This is a genomic window from Bradyrhizobium sp. Pha-3 (genome assembly GCF_042258325.1).
Classification (GTDB): Bacteria; Pseudomonadota; Alphaproteobacteria; order Rhizobiales; family Xanthobacteraceae; genus Bradyrhizobium; species Bradyrhizobium elkanii.
Genome location: NZ_CP170151.1, coordinates 4,954,215 through 4,973,000 on the forward strand (window position 1 = coordinate 4,954,215; position 18,786 = coordinate 4,973,000).

At 65.4% G+C, this 18,786-nt stretch carries 16 protein-coding genes and 1 riboswitch; of the genes, 10 read left to right on the forward strand and 6 right to left on the reverse strand.

Going from position 1 to position 18,786, the window contains the following annotated elements; all coding sequences use genetic code 11:
* The first annotated feature begins 114 nt into the window (after positions 1-114).
* Positions 115-2,847: an EAL domain-containing protein gene (locus tag ACE10X_RS23265; protein ID WP_304555328.1), complete on the forward strand. Its 2,733-nt coding sequence runs from the start codon at positions 115-117 to the stop codon at positions 2,845-2,847.
* 298 nt (positions 2,848-3,145) lie between these two features.
* Here ACE10X_RS23265 and ACE10X_RS23270 read toward each other — a convergent pair whose 3' ends face one another.
* On the reverse strand, positions 3,146-4,504 hold the full coding sequence (locus tag ACE10X_RS23270) for a S41 family peptidase (protein ID WP_038385136.1): 1,359 nt from the start codon (positions 4,502-4,504) through the stop codon (positions 3,146-3,148).
* A 153-nt stretch (positions 4,505-4,657) separates the two neighbouring features.
* Entirely contained in the window at positions 4,658-5,851 is a 1,194-nt protein-coding gene (locus tag ACE10X_RS23275) for an NADH:flavin oxidoreductase/NADH oxidase (RefSeq protein WP_375762944.1), read from the reverse strand.
* Positions 5,852-6,108: 257 nt separating this feature from the next.
* Between ACE10X_RS23275 and ACE10X_RS23280 the strand changes: the two genes are divergently transcribed.
* Positions 6,109-6,513, forward strand: coding sequence for a hypothetical protein (locus tag ACE10X_RS23280; RefSeq protein ID WP_038385135.1), 405 nt, complete (start codon positions 6,109-6,111; stop codon positions 6,511-6,513).
* A gap of 109 nt (positions 6,514-6,622) precedes the next feature.
* On the opposite strand, the gene ACE10X_RS23285 is transcribed toward ACE10X_RS23280, so the two are convergent.
* From ACE10X_RS23285 to ACE10X_RS23300, 4 genes are all read right to left on the reverse strand, one after another.
* Positions 6,623-6,772 (reverse strand): hypothetical protein, encoded by a 150-nt coding sequence (locus ACE10X_RS23285; protein WP_018271828.1) that lies wholly within the window; start codon positions 6,770-6,772, stop codon positions 6,623-6,625.
* A 432-nt stretch (positions 6,773-7,204) separates the two neighbouring features.
* Positions 7,205-8,221: an ABC transporter substrate-binding protein gene (locus ACE10X_RS23290; protein ID WP_244435814.1), complete on the reverse strand. Its 1,017-nt coding sequence runs from the start codon at positions 8,219-8,221 to the stop codon at positions 7,205-7,207.
* Between the two features lie 260 nt (positions 8,222-8,481).
* Positions 8,482-9,393 (reverse strand): amino acid ABC transporter substrate-binding protein, encoded by a 912-nt coding sequence (locus ACE10X_RS23295; RefSeq protein WP_038385138.1) that lies wholly within the window; start codon positions 9,391-9,393, stop codon positions 8,482-8,484.
* Positions 9,394-9,530: 137 nt separating this feature from the next.
* On the reverse strand, positions 9,531-10,466 hold the full coding sequence (locus ACE10X_RS23300) for a DUF3280 domain-containing protein (protein ID WP_038385133.1): 936 nt from the start codon (positions 10,464-10,466) through the stop codon (positions 9,531-9,533).
* Positions 10,467-10,692: 226 nt separating this feature from the next.
* Here ACE10X_RS23300 and ACE10X_RS23305 point away from each other — a divergent pair, with 226 nt between their 5' ends.
* The 8 genes from ACE10X_RS23305 to ACE10X_RS23340 all read left to right on the forward strand — a co-directional run bounded on the left by ACE10X_RS23305 (position 10,693) and on the right by ACE10X_RS23340 (position 18,655).
* Positions 10,693-12,108: a sensor histidine kinase gene (locus tag ACE10X_RS23305; protein ID WP_038385132.1), complete on the forward strand. Its 1,416-nt coding sequence runs from the start codon at positions 10,693-10,695 to the stop codon at positions 12,106-12,108.
* Entirely contained in the window at positions 12,105-12,767 is a 663-nt protein-coding gene (locus ACE10X_RS23310) for a response regulator transcription factor (protein WP_038385131.1), read from the forward strand. Before ACE10X_RS23305 ends, ACE10X_RS23310 begins: the two co-directional genes overlap by 4 nt.
* Positions 12,768-12,851: 84 nt before the next feature.
* Positions 12,852-12,937, forward strand: a riboswitch (ZMP/ZTP riboswitch).
* Positions 12,938-12,973: 36 nt separating this feature from the next.
* On the forward strand, positions 12,974-14,245 hold the full coding sequence (glyA, locus tag ACE10X_RS23315) for a serine hydroxymethyltransferase (RefSeq protein WP_038385130.1): 1,272 nt from the start codon (positions 12,974-12,976) through the stop codon (positions 14,243-14,245).
* A 108-nt stretch (positions 14,246-14,353) separates the two neighbouring features.
* The gene (locus tag ACE10X_RS23320; protein ID WP_162832422.1) at positions 14,354-14,509 is read left to right on the forward strand and encodes a hypothetical protein; all 156 of its coding nucleotides are present in this window, start codon (positions 14,354-14,356) and stop codon (positions 14,507-14,509) included.
* 647 nt (positions 14,510-15,156) lie between these two features.
* Positions 15,157-15,783, forward strand: coding sequence for an HAD family phosphatase (locus tag ACE10X_RS23325; protein WP_038385129.1), 627 nt, complete (start codon positions 15,157-15,159; stop codon positions 15,781-15,783).
* A gap of 26 nt (positions 15,784-15,809) precedes the next feature.
* Positions 15,810-17,021: a gephyrin-like molybdotransferase Glp gene (gene glp, locus ACE10X_RS23330; protein WP_304555320.1), complete on the forward strand. Its 1,212-nt coding sequence runs from the start codon at positions 15,810-15,812 to the stop codon at positions 17,019-17,021.
* Between the two features lie 243 nt (positions 17,022-17,264).
* Positions 17,265-17,969, forward strand: a complete 705-nt coding sequence (gene lexA / locus ACE10X_RS23335) for a transcriptional repressor LexA (protein WP_016841600.1) — start codon at positions 17,265-17,267, stop codon at positions 17,967-17,969.
* Between the two features lie 257 nt (positions 17,970-18,226).
* Positions 18,227-18,655: a hypothetical protein gene (locus ACE10X_RS23340; protein WP_026192810.1), complete on the forward strand. Its 429-nt coding sequence runs from the start codon at positions 18,227-18,229 to the stop codon at positions 18,653-18,655.
* The last annotated feature ends 131 nt before the right edge of the window (positions 18,656-18,786 follow it).

Consider the following 18,786-nt stretch of genomic DNA (forward strand, 5'->3'; position numbering starts at 1 on the left):
TTTCGTTAACCAATCTCGCTAACCCGCGCTCCATTTCGATTGGATACGACTTTCGCGGGCCGGGGGTGCACGAAACCTACTTCCGGGTGAAACACCTGGAAGCGATTGCGGCACATGAATCCAAACGGCAGCGCCTCGTTCAACATCACCTCGGTGATCGGCAGCGGTCCAATCCGCTGGCTGATCCTCGGCGGCGCCGTGCTGATGGCTGCGATCGCGATCGGCGCGACCTTGATGGCCGAGAATTTCCGCGAGCGCGCCCTGCACAACAGCGAGCGTGAGCTCGAGAACACCGTGCTGCTGCTGGCGCGGCATTTCGACCAGCAGCTCGACGATCTCGAGGTCGTCCAGCGCGACCTGATCGCGTTCATGCGCGACAACGCAATCGCGACACCGGAGAATTACAAGCGCCGGATGTCGGCCGCCGACATCCATGCGATGCTCAAATCCAAGATGGACGCGCTGTCCAATGTCGGCAGCCTCAATGTGTTCGACGCTGACGGCGTTCTGATCAACAGCTCGGGCGCCTGGCCGCTGCCGCAGGCCAGCATTGCCGATCGCCCCTACTTCCAGATCTTCAAATCGAGCCCCTATTCGCCCGACATGCAGGTCGCGCCGGTGGTGAGCCGCGTCACCGGAAACTGGACGACCGTCATCGTCCGCAAGGTCACCGGACCGCATGGCGAATTCCTCGGCGTAGTCGGCCGCGGCATCGAGCCGGCGACCTTCGAGAAGTTCTTCTCCACGGTGGCGCTCGGCGACGGCGCCGCGATCTCGATGCATCATCGCGACGGCACGCTGCTGGCGCGTTATCCCCATGTCGAGGAGCTGATCGGGAGGAACTTCCGCAACGGTCCGGTCAATCAGCAGCAGGTGTTCGAGCTGCCGCAGAGCACGACGCGGCTCGCCAGCCCGGTCGACGGCAAGGACCGCCTGGTGTCGTCGCGGGCACTGACCAAATTCCCGATCGTCGTCGTTGCGACGAGCACCACGGAGGCGGCGCTCGCCAACTGGCGCGAGCAGATCGGCATCCTGATCGCGGTGACCAGCATCTCGGTGCTGGCGATCGCGATCCTGCTGACGCTGGTGGTGCGCAAGCTGGTGCAGCAGCATCGCGCCCAGCAGCAGAGCCTGACGCTGGAGAAGCTGCGGCTCGACACCGCCGTCAACAACATGACGCAGGGGCTGTTGCTGTTCGATGCCGCGCAGCGCCTCGTGATCTGCAACAGGCGCTATATCGAGATGTACGGGTTGTCGGCCGACATCATCAAGCCCGGCTGCAGCTTCCGCGACGTCATCGTGCATCGTCACCGGACCGGATCGTTCCAGGGCGACGTCGAGCGCTACGTCAATCTCGTGCTGCGCGACGTCGGCATCCGCAACACCATGGTGATCACGACGCCCGACGGGCGCTCGGTCCAGGTCGTCAACGAGCCGCTGGCCGATGGCGGCTGGCTTGCGACCCACGAGGACGTCACCGAGCGCCGCCGCGCCGAGGAGCGCATCACGCATCTCGCCCACTACGATGCTCTCACCGACCTGCCGAACCGCGCACTGTTCCACGAGGAGATCAGGCGCGAGCTGCCGCACGTCGCGCCCGACAGCCAGCTTGCGGTGCTCTATATCGACATCGACGAATTCAAGGGCGTCAACGACTCGCTCGGCCACATGGTGGGCGACGAGCTTCTCAAGTCCGTGGCGAGGACGCTGAGCGGCGTGATCGGCGACGGCGATTTCGTCGCCCGCCTCGGCGGCGACGAGTTCGCGATCGTGCAGACCGGGGTGAAGAGCGAGGCCGAGGTCACCGACCTCGTCGCGCGCATCTACGAGGTGATCCGCGCGCCCTATCAATGCCTCGGCCACCAGGTCACGACCGACGCCAGCATCGGCATCGCGCTGGCGCCGAAGGACGGCACCGATCTCGACCAGATCATGAAGAACGCCGACCTTGCGATGTATGCAGCAAAGTCGGCCGGCCGGCGCGTCTTCCGCTTCTTCGAGCCGGCGATGGATGCCGACGCGCGCGCCCGCCGCGAGCTCGAGATGGAGTTGCGGCAGACGATCGCCGCCGAAAGCGGGCTCGAAGTGCATTACCAGCCCTGCGTCGACCTGCGCAGCAACGAGATCACCGGCTGCGAGGCGCTGGTGCGCTGGCGCCATCCACAGCGCGGCATGATCTCGCCGGCCGAATTCGTGCCGATTGCGGAAGAGACCGGCCTGATCAACCAGCTCGGCGAATGGGTGCTGATGACGGCCTGCAAGGAAGCCGTAAACTGGCCCGACCAGGTCAGGCTTGCCGTCAACGTCTCGCCGGTGCAGTTCCGCAGCGGCACGTTGGCGCTCAAGGTGATCGCGGCGCTGGCATCGTCGGGGCTGTCAGCGAGCCGGCTCGAGCTCGAGATCACCGAGGCGGTGCTGATCCGCGACGACGAGACGGCGCTGGCCGCGCTGCACCAGCTGCGCGCCATCGGGATCAGGATCGCGCTCGACGATTTCGGCACCGGCTATTCGTCGCTGAGCTACCTGAAGCGATTCCCGTTCGACAAGATCAAGATCGACCGCTGCTTCGTCACCGACATCGCCGATCCGCAAGGATCGGCCGGCATCGTCGAGGCCGTCGTCAACATCGCCGCCGAGCGCAGCATGACGACGACGGCGGAAGGCGTCGAGACCGCGCAGCAGCAGCAATTGCTGCGCGAGCTCGGCTGCTCGGAAATGCAGGGCTATCTGTTCAGCCCGCCGAAGCCCGCCGCCCAGATCCGCGAGCTGCTGGCCGGGCATCGCCGCGGCCCTGCCGCGGGCGCGAGCACCACACGCCGGCGCAAACCCGTCGCCGGCGCGGCGTAAGGCTGCTCGGAAGTCGGGAGCCCGAGGGCGCGCCTGCACGATATTCGGAATATTAGAAGAATACCCTGAAATTGCCCGACGTGTCAATTGCCTGGTCGAGCGCCAGCCACCACCGGCTACTTTGCATGGGGTTGTTTTCGATATTTTGGCAGCACGCCCCTCGACGGCGCCCGGATGGACCCAACACGTCGCGCGAACGCGCGCCCGATGACAGGCTGCGCGCAATCCGGGGACCTTGCAAACGCGCAGACAGCTCCCGGATTTCGCTTCGCTCCATCCGGGCTACATGTGTCAGGTTCTAGTTCGGCACCGGCCGCTTCTGCGCGGCCTTGGTGTCGGCGTTCTTGGCATCGGCATTGACGGTAACGCCGCGCAGCTGGTTGAACGCGGCAGCCAGCGCCTTGTCATTCTTCTCGTCCGGCGGGACATAGGACTGCGAGCCGGTCTGCTCGGCGCCCTCGGCGGAGAGATGGCCGCGCATCGAGGCCTCGCCCTTGATTTCCGAGCGGGTCTTGAACTCGTCCGGCACGTCCTGCAGCACCTCGATGTCGGGCTTGATGCCAAGCGCCTGGATCGAATGGCCCGACGGGGTGAAATAGCGCGCCGTGGTCAGCGCCAGCGCACCGTTGCCGGTGCCGAGCGGAATGATGGTCTGCACCGAGCCCTTGCCGAACGAGCGGGTCCCGATCAGGGTCGCGCGCTTGTGGTCGTGCAGCGCGCCGGCGACGATCTCGGAGGCCGATGCCGAGCCGCCATTGATCAAGACGACGAGCGGCTTGCCCTTGGTCATGTCGCCGCCATGCGCGGTGAAGCGCTGGGTTTCCTCGGGATTGCGGCCGCGGGTCGAGACCACCTCGCCGCGCTGCATCAGGGTCGAGGTCACCGAGACCGCCTGGTCGAGCAGGCCGCCGGGATTGTTGCGGAGGTCGACGACGTAGCCGGCGAGCTTGTCCTGCGGCACCTGCTTCTGGATCTCGCCGATCGCCTTGCGCAGGCCCTCGGTGGTCTGCTCGTTGAACGAGGTGATCCTGATATAGCCGATGTCGCCGCCCTCGACGTGATACTTCACGGGACGCACGCGGATGATCTCTCTGACGATCGAGACCTCGATCGGCTTGTCGGCATCCTTGCGGATGATCTTCAGCCGGATCGAGCTGTTGGGCGCGCCCTTCATCTTGTTGACGGCCTGATCGAGCGTCATGCCCTGGATCTGGTCGTCGTCGATCGAGGTGATCACGTCGCCCGACATGATGCCGGCGCGCGAGGCTGGCGTGTCGTCGATCGGCGCCACCACCTTGACGAAGCCGTCCTCCATGGTGACCTCGATGCCGAGCCCGCCGAACTCGCCATGCGTGGTCTCCTGCATCTCCGCCCAGCCCTTCTCGTTCATGTAGCGGGAGTGCGGATCGAGCGAGGAGATCATGCCGTTGATCGCTCCCTCGACGAGCTTGGAGTCCTCGGGCTTCTCGACGTAGTCGGTCTTGACCTTCTCGAACACCTCGCCGAACAGATTGAGCTGCGAATAGGTGTTGCTGTTGTCGGAATGCGCGGCGGCATTGGCGACGGCGAACAGATGCGCGCCCTGCGGCGAGGCCACGAGCAGGGTGAGACACGCGCCCGCGACCGTCCCGAGCAAGAAGCCAACATGTTTGCGCATTATCCGTGATCCCTTCGCTAACGGCCGGCAACGTTTCGCAACATTCGGCCCCACCCCGACGCGGGGCACCACACAACGGCTTTTTGGTCGGATCAAGGCCGCCTTGTCACCGGACCATTACGGTCCTGTCACGGTGCCCGGATCGGCCTCCTGTCAGCCCCCTGTCAGCCTTTCGTCGGCCTTTGGCCCAGTCTCCTGCAACCCGTTCTGCCAGGTCGACGGTTGGGTGCCGAATCCGCGCTTGGCCCGCGTGCCCAGCCAATAGCCGAACTGCGGAGGAACATTGCGGAACGGCCCCTCGACGCCGAGCTTGAGCGCGGCGTCCATCGGCCAGTTCGGGTTATTGAGGATTTCCCGGCCGACGGCGATCAAATCTGCTTGTTTATCACGCAGGATTTGTTCGGCCTGGTCCCCGTGGATGATCAGGCCGACCGCCATGGTCATGATATCGGCATGGGCGCGGACATATTCCGCGAGCGGCACCTGATAGTTGTATTTGATCTCCTTACCCAGGATCGGCGCCATCTCGCTGATTCCGCCCGATGAGCAGTCGATCACATCGACGTCCTTGGCTTTCAGGATCCTGGCGAGCCGGGCGCTCTGCTCCGGGCCCCAGCCGGCATTGTCCTCGACCGACAGCCGCACGAACAGCGGCTTGTGATCCGGCCAGTGCGCCCGCACCGCCTCGGTGACCTCGATCAGGAAGCGCATCCGGTTGGCTTCCGAGCCGCCATATTCGTCGCTGCGCTGGTTGGAGCGGCCGGAGAGGAATTCGTGCACGAGATAGCCATGGGCGCCGTGCAGTTCCAGCACCTCGAACCCTGCCTGATGCGCGCGTCGTGCCGCCTGCCCCCAGGCCGCGACGAGGTCCTTCACCTCGTGCGTGTCCAGCGCGCGCGGCACCGGCCAGCGCTCGCTATGGGCGATCGCGCTCGGCGCCACCGGCGTCCAGGCATCCCAATCCTCGATCTCGGCGGTGCGTTCGAGCGGGCGATCGCCCTCCCAGGGCCGGCTCGCACGCGCCTTGCGGCCGGAATGGCCGAGCTGGATGCCGGCGACCGCGTTCTGCTGCTTGATGAAGCCCACCAGGCGGCTGAGCGGCGCGATGAACTTGTCGTCCCAGATGCCGAGATCGCCGATCGTGCCGCAGCCGCGCCGCTCGACCTTGGTCGATTCGACGATCACGAGACCGGCGCCGCCGGCGGCGAACTTGCCGGCATTCATCAGATGCCAGTCGGTCGGAAAGCCCTTCTCGGCGGAATACTGGTGCATCGGCGGCACCACGATGCGGTTCTTCAACGTGACGCCGCGGATGGTCATTGGCGAAAACAGCAGCTTGTCGGACATCGCTTCCTCATCATGCGTCGTTACCCGGCGCGCGGGACCGATCTTGTGTTTGGCGCGGACGATATACGCACCGCGCGATGGCCGATAGGGGCGCGCCGGCGGCCGCAATTGGCCGCTCAAATGGATCGCGGCATGGCAGCGCCGAAGCTGGCCGCGACACGTTCGCCATGCCTGTTCCCTCGCGGCGATTTTTCGCACGCATAGGAAATGATGATCGCGATGCGTGTTGTCCCCGGCAACCCAGAGGAGGGACACTTATGAGGACCCGCACAATCGCACTGCTCATCGCCGGTGCCATGGCAACCGGCCCGATCCTGGTGCAACACGCGGTTGCCCAGAACCTGCAGAACGAAGCCGACAAGGGCGCCAAGACCCGCAACTCCGGCGAATCCGGCTATGTCGGCGATCAGGACAAGCCCGGCGCGGCCGCAACGCCTCCCGGACGCCCCGATACCGCCGCCGGTTCCCCAGATGCCGCGACGTCTCCGAGCGCTCAGAGTTCCGGAACCGGGATCGCCGGCGCGCCGGGCAACAAGAGCGGGCCGCCCGCCAAGCAAGGCACGGTCGGTTCGAACTCGCAAAACCTGCATGTCCAGGAACAGGATTCCTCGAACATCAAGGGACAGCCCGGCAACAAGAGCGGCCCACCCGCAAAGCGCTAGGCGGCGCGCATGCCGACCAGGCGGCCGTAACCCGGAATGGCGCCGACAAAGCTCGCTGGGCCCGATCGGCGCCGGTTCGAAACCGGCAATTGATCGCGTCGTTGAGATATTATTGAGCGGCCTTCCGGCTCGCGGAGAGGTCGGTGGGGCAATTTGCTCCGCATTCAATCGACTTCTTCTGGTCGGCGACGCGCCATACCAGCAACGCGACCAGGACAATGATGGTGACGGTGAGCTTGGCCAATGCGTCGTGGTTCAATGTCGGCTCCGCAGAACAATCGGCATAACGGAAAAAATCAGCTGCAAGCGGAAATGTGACCCCGACACCCTTTGGGGCCGAGAGCCGACGCTGGGGGGCGTCCACCGGGCCCGCATTCGATTCGGGCCGGCCGACGTCATGATGGTACGGACCTGACGCGGTCCGCAAGCTTCTCAGTCTGCATGGCAGCATGGCACGGCCGGCCGCAGCCGGTTGGAACATAGTCATCGGTGTGCGGTTCAGAGGCTGTCCTCTGATTCATTGCCCCAGAGGCACACACCACCCCTGCGGCCCCAGCCGTCACGCTGGGGCCGTAAATCATTGGAGGTGCACGCGGACTGCTGTTGGTCGCGGGATGAGTGCACGATCTCCGAGAACCACAATCGATTTGCGCGGGCGGGCCGCAAATGACGTAGCCTATACAGATCGCGGTCAGAGCTTCGCGAGCCTCGCCGCACCTGCCGCGATCGCCTCGTTGAAGCTGGTGTCCCAGAATTTTCCAACCTCCGCGCGAGCGTCGAGCACGCCGAGCTTGAGGAAGGTGTCGGCGACCTTCTGGTGCGTCTCCGGCACGTCAGGCGTCACCCCGGCGAGCGCGAAGTCGTCGCTGCGACGGGCGAACTGGTCGAGGATGTCCTGCAACGGCAGATGCGTCTCCGCCACCTGCGCGGCCGCATACACCGGAAAATTCTTGTTGGCGAACGCATAAGCGCGCTGGATCCGCAGCAGCAGATCGCTCACGGCCGCGTGACGCAGCGGATCGTCGACCGCCTTCGGATTGGCGTAGATCGGGAAATTCCCCGAGAGATAGCCGGCGCCGGTCTTGAGCAGCCGCGCGCCCTGCTTGGCGATCGCGAGTTGCCCGTTATAACCGTAGATCGCCCAGGCATCGAGCTTGCCGGAGGCGAACGCCGAATAGCCGTCGGACGGCGTCAGATTGATGGCCTCGATATCGCCAAACGCAAGGCCGGCTTCCTCGAGTTGCTTGGCGAGGAAATAATGCGCCGTGGTCGCGCGCACATAGCCGACGCGCTTTCCCTTGAGATCAGCGATCGAATGGATCGGCGCGTCTTTCGCCGCCACCGTGACCTGGATGTTGAGATCCTCATGGGTGACGGCGACGAAGCGCACCTTGGCATTCTGGCGCGCCGCGAACATCGCCGGAATCTCGCTGCCCGAACCGATGTCGAGCGCGTCGCCGTTCAAGGCCTCGATGTGGAGCACACCGTTGTTGAGCTCCTTCCACTCGATCCTGTACGGCGTCTTGTCCTCGCCCGCGGCCTGCAACAGCTGTCGCCAGCCGCCCTTGTAGTAGGCAACGCGCAATGTAACGCCGCTGAGATCGGTGCCGCCCCCCGCCCCGGTTTCCGCGCGCGCACCGCCGGTGATCAGACTTCCGGCAAGCACGCCGAGCGCAGAACGTCGCGAGAGCGAAAATGGCGTAGTCACCGGCTTGAGCTCCTGAACAACAGTCACAACTGCTGCGAGCTTAAGAGAAAACCGCCCGATGTATATGAGACGCTATTTCGTTTTTCGCCATGCGCGCGAAAAGCCGTTCCATGGATTGATGGCTGGACGCGGCGATCTGTTTTCCGCCGCCCTGTCGGCCAATTGTAGCCCGGATGAGCGAGCGCGATATCCGGGGTCCCGCCATCGATTCAAGCTGGACCTTACCCGCATGTCGCTTTGCTCATGCGGGCTACTTTCTGCTACTTGCCGACCTCGTACACATCGGGATCGAAGCTCGAGCTCGGATTGGCGAACGCGTGGCGCAGCGCCGGCGACATCGGCACGTTGTAATTGATACCTTTCGGCGGGGTCGGCGCTTCCAGCCACTTCCTGTACATGACCTCGATCTCGGGGCTCTTGTAGAGCTCCGCCGTGGCGCGGTCGGCGAGCGTCTTGAACGGGGTGTCCTCCCTGCGCAGCATGATTCCGAACGGCTCTGCCTTCGAGAAGGCCTCCTCGCTGATCATGTAGAGCGAAGGCTGCTTCGATCGCGCGATCGCAACGGCAAGCTGGACGTCGTCGAGCGCGTAGGCCTGGGCGCGATCGGTCTCCAGCATCAAAAACGCCTCGGCCTGATCCTTGGCCGGCAGAACGTTGATGCCGAGCTTGCGTTCGGTGTTGACCTTGATGAGCTGCGTGAGGTTCACCGAGCCCGCAACAGCGGTGACCGACTTCCCCTTGAGATCGTCGATCGTGTTGATGCCTGCGGATTTCTTGGCGGCAAATCGTGTCGCGCTGAGGAAGTGCGTGTTGGTGAAGGTCACCTGCTTCTGGCGGTCCGCGCTGTTGGTGGTCGCCGAGCAATGCAAATCGATCGTACCATTGACCATCAGCGGAATGCGGTTCGACGAGGTCACCGGGAGGTAGTCGACGGCGATGTCGGATACGCCGAGCTCCTTCTTCGCGGCATCGACGATCTTCAGGCAGATGTCGAGCGCAAAGCCGATCGGCCGCTGATTGTCGTCGAGATAGCTGAAGGGAACGGAAGCCTCCTGAAAGCCGAGCGTGACCTTCTTCGTTTCCTTGATCTTCTGCAGCGTGCCCGACAGCTCCTCGGCGGCCGCGGGGCCCGCGGCGAACATGAGAGCGAAGAGGATGGCGGGCAAACGCATCGGCGGCTCCTGTGCGGTGATCAGACGGCGGTGATAGCGCACGCGTGAGCCCGTAGCCAGATGACGGTGTGTCTAGCAGCTATCGCACTTTGCTATGGTCCGCCTGCCAAGGTTGCAGCCGCGGCCGCGACGCATCCCTAGCGCTGCGCCCCGCCCTCGAGCAGGCGGTCGCCGACCAGGCGGACCGCGCCACGGGTCCAGGAATAATCGGCGCCCATCCGCAGGCCGCTGTCGCCGCGTGAGACGACCGCGCCGCTGCGGGCGTCGCGCAGCTGGAAGCCGATCGTGTATTCGGTCCGGCTGACCCGCCTGATCACGCCGATCAGCGACTGATCGGCACCGAGCTGTTGCGCGATCGCGGCCTCGCAGCCGTCGCAGTCGCGCAGCGCATGTGCCTTGACGGGCTCCGCGGTCGCGCCGCCGGTATCGACCAGGCGGTAGCGGCCCGACTGCGCAATGCGGTCACGCACGCCCTTCGTGACATCGGCGAGATAGGCTGCATCGGAGCCGGCAAGGCCGGACGCGGTTGCCGCCGAGGTATCCTCAAGCTCGAATTCGAACACCGCAAGCCCGATCGGCGCCGCAGCGGCGGTCTGCGCCGGCGGCAGTGCGGCCGCAAGGGCGCGGCGCACCTCGCGCGACACGAACATCGCCGCGTGGTCCCATGCCTCGTCAGTGTCGCCACGAAACGTGTAGAGCTTCTCGTAGAGCACCTGGCTTGCGCTGACGTCGATGACCGCCACCTTGGCCCACTGGATCAGCGTGCTCATCTTCTGCACGCCGCCGATAACCTTGATCCGGGCCTCGCCCGCAGGCGCCGTCGATGGCACCAGGCGATAGTGCGGCTCCGCGGCGACATCGGCGCGCAGCGTCCGCATCAACGCATCCAGCCGCCTCTGGTGCGCAGCGGTCTGGTCGTTTACCTCGCCCGACGTATCAACATAGCCGAAATCGTCGATGCTGACGCCAACCGGGAACACCGTCGCGGCGCCGGTCTCGGCGCGCAGAGGACAGATTCCGGCCAGCAGGCCGATCAAGGCAACAGAGAGCAGGACGAGACGGGGCTGACGCATGATTGGGGCCTTTCAGCTGCTGGTGCGGGCGGGTCGGTCGCAGCCTAGGCCGGCGGGCCTCCGCGCCGCAGCGGAGCGCCTCCCGCCCGGTGCCGGGAAAATTTCACGACGATGGTCCGCGCCGATAGCGGCGCTTCTCGGCGCCTCCGTTCTGCCGTTTAATGTGCCTGACGGCCCTGCCCGCGATCGCGCACTGAGGCTCGTCTGCGACCTTGAGGATACGCCAATGTGGAATTGGTCCGGAAGCGATCTGAAACTGCGGCTGACGTTGCGCGTGGCGATCGTCTCGACGCTGTGCTTTGCCGTCATCTCCGGCTATTTCCTGATCGAGGCCGACCGCTCGGTGCGCGGGCGGATCGCGGCGGTTGCCGATGTCGCCGCCAAGACGCTGGAGCTGCAGCAGAGCAAGATCCAGTGGCTGAATAATGCGCGTTCCGACTTTCCCGATCTCGACAGCGTTGCCGCTACGGTCATGACGCCGGGACTCTGCATCGCCTTTCGCAGCAATAGCGGCGAGATCAGCCAACGCTTCTGCGGCGGCGCGCAGACTGACACGGCCGCGCCGCCGCTGGCCTTCGCAGCGCTCTATCGCCGCCTGTTCGATCCCGGCCGCGAGGCGGTGCGGCAGGTGGTTTCGCGCGGCAACGCCATCGGCGAAGCGGTGGCCTGGATCGATCCAGCGGTGCCGACCGCCGAGGCCTGGCACGATGCCGGCCGGCTGATGGCGGTGTTCATGATCGCGCTGCCGCTGCTCTGCGCTTTGGTCTATGCGGCGCTGGCGCGCGCGCTGCGTCCGACGCGGCAGATCCGCGACGGGCTCGAGCGGATCGCCGCAGGCGACCTCGCCGCGCGCCTGCCGGCGTTCGATCTCGCCGAACTGTCGGCGATCGGCGACGTCTTCAACCAGCTCGCCGAGCGCCTCGCCGCCGCGCTCTCCGACCGCAACGCGCTGACGCAGAAACTGATCCTGGTGCAGGACGAGGAGCGCCGGCACCTCGCGCGCGAGCTGCATGACGAGTTCGGGCAGTCGCTGGCCGCCATCCGTGCGCTCGCCGCCTCGGCGCGCCAGACCGCGGCGGCGGATTGCCCGCCTTTGCTCGCCGAATGCGACGGCATCGCGCGGACCGCGTCCGACATGATGGAGACGTTGCGCGGCGCCCTCTTCCGGCTCCGCCCGCCCGATGTCGACGAACTCGGACTTGCGGCCAGCCTGGAGGGCCTGGTCGCCGGCTGGAACGGCCGCAGCCGGGGACAGCCACGGTTCGAGATCACCATATCGGGATCGTTCGAGCGCCTTGCCGCCTCCGTCAGCGCCAATCTCTACCGCATCGTGCAGGAGGCGCTCACCAACGCCGCCAAGCATGCCGGCGCCACGCGCGTGATGCTGCGGCTTGAGATGCGCGAGGCGGCGCCCGGCGGCGGCGCGATCGTGCTCGCGATCGACGATGACGGTCAGCCCGGCGATCCGCAAGGCGATCCCCAGCTCAAGTCAGGCCTCGGCCTGCTCGGCATGCGCGAACGGGTCGCCGCGCTGGGTGGGCGGCTCAGCTTCGAGACCGGACAGCCGAGCGGCTCCTCGCTCCGCGTCATCGTTCCCGTCGCGGCCAACCGAGAGGCCGCACCGGTGGAGCGCGCGGCATGAGCCATGCGGCGCGAACCATCATGCTGGTCGACGACCACGCCGTCGTCCGGGAGGGCTACCGCGCGATGCTGCAGAAGCAGCCGGGCCTCTGCGTCGTCGCCGAAGCCTCCGACGGCGTCGAGGCCTACCGTCTCTACAAGGAGACCGGGCCCGACCTCGTCATCATGGACCTGTCGATGCCCGGCATCGGCGGCATCGAGGCCATCCGCCGCCTGCGGCAGTGGGACAGGCGCGCAAAAATCCTGGTGTTCACCATGCACCAGAACGCGGCCTTTGCCGTGCAGGCGATCCGCGCCGGCGCGAGCGGCTATGTCACCAAGACCAGCCCGCCGGAGACGCTGGTGCACGCCGTGATGGATGCGCTGTCGGGCAAGATCGCGATCAGCCCGGATATCGACCACGAGCTCGCGCTCAGCCACCTTGCCGGCGAGACCAAGGCTGCCGACCTCCTGACCGCGCGGGAATTCGAGGTGCTGCGGATGCTGCTCGCGGAAAACACCACCGAGGAGATCGCCGAGGCGCTGCACCTCAGCCCCAAGACGGTCGCGAACCTGCATTCCCTGATCAAGGACAAGCTCGGCGTCGGCACCGATATCGAGTTGGTCCGCCTCGCGCTGCGGCAAGGCATCCTGACGCAGCTCGATCTCGGCGAACGCTGAGCCCGCGTCAGCGGCAGCGACCAACCCTTGCGAGCGCGCCGGGGATTGGATAGCCTCCTGCTCGCGATGAGCTGCAGGCTCATTCGCCCCTCGCGCGACTGGCGAGCTTACGTGGAATTGACCACGGTGAAGCGCGAAGGGTTCTAGCGCCGTTCGCCTGGGCAACCCGTTCAGCTGATGATCCAGCGTCTTAGGGAGCCCGGACCATGCCGTCATTCCGCAATGAACTCCACCTCAACGATTCGGAAGTTGCCCTTGCGCTCGAGGGCGAAGAGCGCCGCCAGCAAGACGGCGTCGAGCTGATTCCGTCGGAGAACTACACCTATCCCGAGGTTCTCGAGCTGCTTGGATCGGTGTTCACCAACAAGTATTCCGAGGGCTATCCGGGACGCCGCTATTACGGCGGCCAGGAATTTACCGACCAGATAGAGAACCTTGCCCGACAGCGAGCTTGCGCGCTGTTCCGCGCCGAACATGCCAACGTTCAGCCTCTGTCCGGGTCGCCAATGAACCAGGCCGTGTATCTCGGCCTGCTGCAGCCCGGCGATACGATATTGGCGATGGACCTGTCACACGGCGGCCATCTCACCCATGGCGCGCCCGTGTCGCACATGGGGCGGCTCTTCAACTTCGCCCGCTACAAGACGCAGCCGTCAAGCGGCGGCGCCATCGATTTCGATGAGCTCCGCGCCATGGCCCGGCACGTCCGTCCGAAGCTGGTGCTCTGCGGCTACAGCTCCTATCCGCGCGATCTGGATTATGCGTCCTTCAAGAGCATCGCAGATGAGGTGGGTGCACTGACGATGGCCGACGTCAGCCATTACGGCGGCCTGATCGCCGGCAACGCCTTGCGCAATCCGCTCGATGCGGGTTTCGAGGTGATGACGACGACATCGCACAAGACGCTTCGCGGGCCGCGCGGCGGCATCGTTCTTTGTCGCCGGGAGTTCGCCGGCAAGATCGACGCGTCGGTGTTCCCGGGTTTGCAGGGCGGGCCGCACATGAACGTTGTGGCCGGAACCGCGGTCACGCTGAAGAAGGCATCGACGTCCGATTTTCAGGCCTATTCAAGACTGGTCATGCGCAACGCGAAGGTCCTGGCCGAAGCGTTGATGGAACGCGGCATGACGTTGATCACCGGTGGAACCGACAATCACATGATGGTCGTGGATACGGTGGCCAGTGTCGGCCTGGACGGCGGCGCGGCCGAGAACATCCTCGACGCCGTCGGGATCACCGCAAACAAGCAGATCATTCCCGACGATCCGCGTCCGCCGCTCAGGCCGAGCGGCATTCGCCTCGGGACGCCGGCGGCGACCACGCGCGGCATGGGCGAGCCCGAAATGCGCCTCATCGCCGAACTCATTGCGGAATCCCTCCGGTCGAAGGGAGATGCAGCGGTCGTCAAACGACTGAGATCGAACAGCGTCGAAATGTGCCGCGCTTTCCCCGTTCCGGGGATCGCGCCGCCCTCATAGGCGGCCGAGCCGCATTCCTGCTCCGCGTTCGTCGCGTCACCCGGCCGGGTATGCGGCCTGCATGGGCACGTCGTGAAGGTTCCCCGGAAAGGACCGGAACGGAAATCGATGCTGTTCGTTGGACCGCATGATCTCGAAGACGGAGCGTCCAACGCCGTGACCCGGAAAACCTTGCAAGCACGCTCGGAGCAGGCGCTCGTCGTCATCATTCTCAGCACCGGCGCGCTGATCGGTTACCTCGGCCTGGCGCTGTCCAGGATGTGAGCGCTACGCCCGGCGGGCACCAAGCCGCCGGCAAGCATCCGGCCGCCGGCAAGCATCAAGTCGCTTGATGCGCTGAAAGCTCGCGCGCGTGCCACTGAGTTGCCCGACCCACAAACGACGCCTTATATTGGGTGTCGTCCCTGCCTAGTGCGCAATTGCGCACGGGAGCAGGGACCCATAACCACAAATGCTGATTGTTGAACGACGCTGGGACAACGAGTCCCGTTCTCAACACCCGCTGCGGCGTATGCTTTCGCAGGGACGACACCGGTAGATTCGGGCGATGCAGTACGCCGCGGCCTCTCGGCTCAAGCACAGCCGTCTCTGGAATACTGGATCACCCGCATGCGCATGCGGGTGATGACACCGCGGTTTTTGACGTCTTGAATCGCGAAACAACCTCACCGTCGTCCCGGCGAAGGCCGGGACCCATAACCCCAAATACAGATTGTTACGCAACGCTGGAACGCCGAGTCGCATCCAACAAGATCCGCCGCGGTGTATGGGTCCCGGCCTTCGCCGGGACGACGGTGGTGTGCGCGGGAACAGTCTCGCGATGAATGCAACGCCACGTACAATCCACACACCGGTCACTGAAATCGAGGACATTGCCGCCTGCCCGCAATTCTCGTACACGGTTTCATGCAATGACCTCGCAATTCTCTCCCGACGCCGTCGACGTGCTGCTGTTCGATATCGGCCGCGTCGTGCTCGACATCAACTTTGACAAGGTGATGGCGCACTGGGCGCAGCACGCCGGCTGCGCGCCCGCCGAGCTCGCCACCCGTTTTGTCGTCGACGACAGTTTCAAGCATCACGAGATCGGCCGGATCGACGACGCGGCGTTCTTCGAAAGCCTGCGCCAGACCCTCGGCATCAACATCACGGACGCCCAGTTCCTCGAAGGCTGGAACGCGATCTTCACCGGCGAGATGCCGGGCATCGCCCCGCTGCTCGCGGCGGCCGCCGAGCGGATGCCGCTCTACGCCTTCTCCAACACCAATCCGGCCCATGTCGCGCATTTCTCGGTCACCCATGCCGAGCTGCTCAGCCATTTCCGCAACGTCTTCCTGTCCTCGAGCATCGGCTTCCGCAAACCCGACGCCGAGGCCTACGATCATGTGGTAAAAGCCATCGGCGTGCCGGCGTCGCGGATCCTGTTTTTCGACGACCTGGCCGCCAATATCGAAGGTGCGCGGGCGCGCGGCCTTCATGCTATCCACGTGACATCGACGGATGACGTGGCAAGGGCTTTGACCGCACTTGGTATTTGAACATTGGGAATTGAGGAGCTCTGAGCGTGGCCCTGATGCCGGTTGCCGATGCCCTGTCCGCCGTCCTCGCCGGCGCCGAACCGCTGCCGGAGGAGATGGTCGCGCTCGATGCCGCCTACCACCGCACCCTGGCGCACGACCTCGCGGCGCTGCGCACCCAGCCGCCGCAGCCGATGTCGGCGATGGACGGCTATGCGGTGCGCGCCGCGGATGCGGCTGATCTAAAGGCCCGGCTCGAGGTGATCGGCGAAGTCGCCGCCGGCCGGCCGTTCGAGCGGACGGTCGGCGCCGGCCAGGCGGTGCGGATCTTCACCGGCGGCGTGATCCCCAATGGCGCCGACGCGGTGATCATCCAGGAAGACACCGCCGTCGACGGCGACCACATCACGATCACGGAGACCGCCAGCATCGGACGGCACATCCGCCCGGCCGGGGTCGACTTCCGTGCGGGCGAGGTGCTGCTCAGCGGCGGCAGCCGCCTGTCCGACCGCGCGCTGTCGCTGGCGGCCGCCATGAACTATCCGGAACTTGCGGTGCGCCGCCGCCCGAAGGTCGCGGTGCTGGCGACCGGCGACGAGCTGGTGATGCCGGGCTCGCAGCCCGGCCCCGGCCAGATCGTCTATTCCAACGGCTACGCGCTGCGGGCGCTGGCGCGCGCCGAGGGCGCCGAGACCGTCGACCTCGGCGTTGCCGCCGACACGGTGGAGGCGACCACGGCCGGCATCCGCCGGGCGCGCGAGGCCGGTGCCGATGTCCTCATCACGACAGGCGGCGCCTCGGTCGGCGACCACGATCTCGTCAAGCGGTCGCTGGAAGCCGAGGGCGTCGACATGACGTTCTGGCGGATTGCGATGCGGCCCGGCAAGCCGATGATGCATGGCCGGCTCGGCGCGATGCGGGTGATCGGTCTGCCCGGCAATCCGGTGTCGTCCTATGTCTGCGCCTTCCTGTTCCTGGTGCCGTTGATTCGGGCGCTGAGCGGCCGGAAAGTGATTCATCATCGCCGCACGAGCGCCCTGCTCGGCCGCGACCTCGCCGCCAACGACCAGCGCGAGGACTATCTGCGTGCACGGCTCGAAGCGCGCGAGGACGGCACGCTGATCGCAACGCCAGTGACGCAGCAGGACTCGTCGCTGCTCGGGAATCTCGCTGCGGCACGGGCACTTCTGGTGCGTCCGCCGTTCGCGGCTGCGGCCGTCCAAGGCAGCGAATGCGAGATCCTGACACTGCCCGAATAAGGTTTTCGCGCCCCGCCGATTGTGCGTTGCCTGATCCGTTCACCGGAAATTAAGTGGTTGCGGAACACATATCGAACATATAGTGTCCGTTCATGATTTGTTTCGAGTACTGGTGTCTACAATCGGGAAGTCGTGTGGAAGCAGGTGCAACGAGCACATGCTCCTGAGGTCAGGCCCCGCCTGCAGGCCCTACCAGAAGAGTCTCGGAATCGAACGACGCTATCAACCGGGGGAATACTCGAGATGCTCACGCGCAAACAGTACGAACTTCTGCGTTTCATCAATGAACGTCTGAAAGAGGCCGGCGTACCGCCCTCCTTCGACGAGATGAAGGATGCGCTCGACCTGCGCTCGAAGTCCGGTATCCACCGCCTGATCACTGCGCTGGAGGAGCGCGGCTTCATCCGCCGCCTGCCGAACCGCGCCCGCGCCATCGAGGTCATCAAGCTGCCCGAACTCTCGGCCGGCGGCGGCAACGGCCGCCGCGGCTTCACGCCCAGCGTCATCGAAGGCACCCTCGGCCGGCGCGCCAGCACGCCGCCGATCGCCGAGGACGACGGCAACCGTCCGGTCGCGGTCCCCGTGATGGGCCGGATCGCCGCCGGTACGCCGATCGAGGCGCTGCAGACCCGCAGCCACACCATCAGCGTGCCGCCCGACATGCTCGGCGCCGGCGAGCACTATGCGCTCGAAGTGCGCGGCGACTCGATGGTCGATGCCGGCATCCTCGACGGCGACATGGCGCTGATCCAGCGCAACGACGTCGCCAACACCGGCGACATCGTGGTGGCGCTGATCGACGAAGAGGAAGCCACCCTGAAGCGCTTCCGCCGCCGCGGCGCATCGATCGCGCTCGAGCCGGCCAACACCGCCTATGAAGTGCGTATCCTGCCGCCGAACCGGGTCCGCATCCAGGGCAAGCTGATCGGCCTTTATCGCAAATACTGAATTGCAAATACTTGCGGCGGCCGGGAACGAGCAACACGTCGGATCGTTCCTTGCATGATAGTGTAGCGTACGGCCTGCCCGATGCGCTCCGATACCTCTCGCGCAGCGTCGCGTGTTTGTGATCGGAGGCGGTCTCGGACCAGTCGTACAATCGCCCAGAAACGAGCAGAAGCTCGTTCGCTATCGTCCACTCTGGTAGAGGCCCTAATGCCTCAAGGAGAGGCACGGGTCGCTACCTCGAAATGAGGAGCCATCCGATGTGTGACTATAGTCTGCACGCCGTGGCATCGCGCCCCGCCATTGTCGGAGAGACGCTGATCACGACGACGTTCCGCGGCACGTCGACCCGCGGCTTTGCTTCGGAGAACGATCCCACTGTCGCGGTCTGCATGCTGCCGGGCACCGAGCTCGCTTTCGCCGAGAACGTTCGCTACGACAGCCGCTGGATTTGGACCAAGACGCTGAACTATCGCGTCGGCGTATTCAACGAAGTCGAGCCCGACGTGCCCGATCGGCATCATGACGCGGTCGAATTCCCCGACGGCAGCCATGTCCTGGTGACCCAGCTGGTCGAGGGACAGCGCGTCAGCGTGCTGCAATTGCCGGCGCTGCATCCGCCGGTCGAGCAGAAGCCGAAGGTTGTAGAGCGGCGGCCCTCCGCATTCGCAACGCTGTTTTTGGGTTGAGCGCATCGTGCCGCGGAATGAGCTGTTCGGCGGCGGATGACCTAAGCAATTTCGGGCGACCCCGGACTTCCGCTTCCGGGGCGCATGGGGAGATTTGCGTCGGCCGGCGCCTTGGCGCATCATCGGGCACG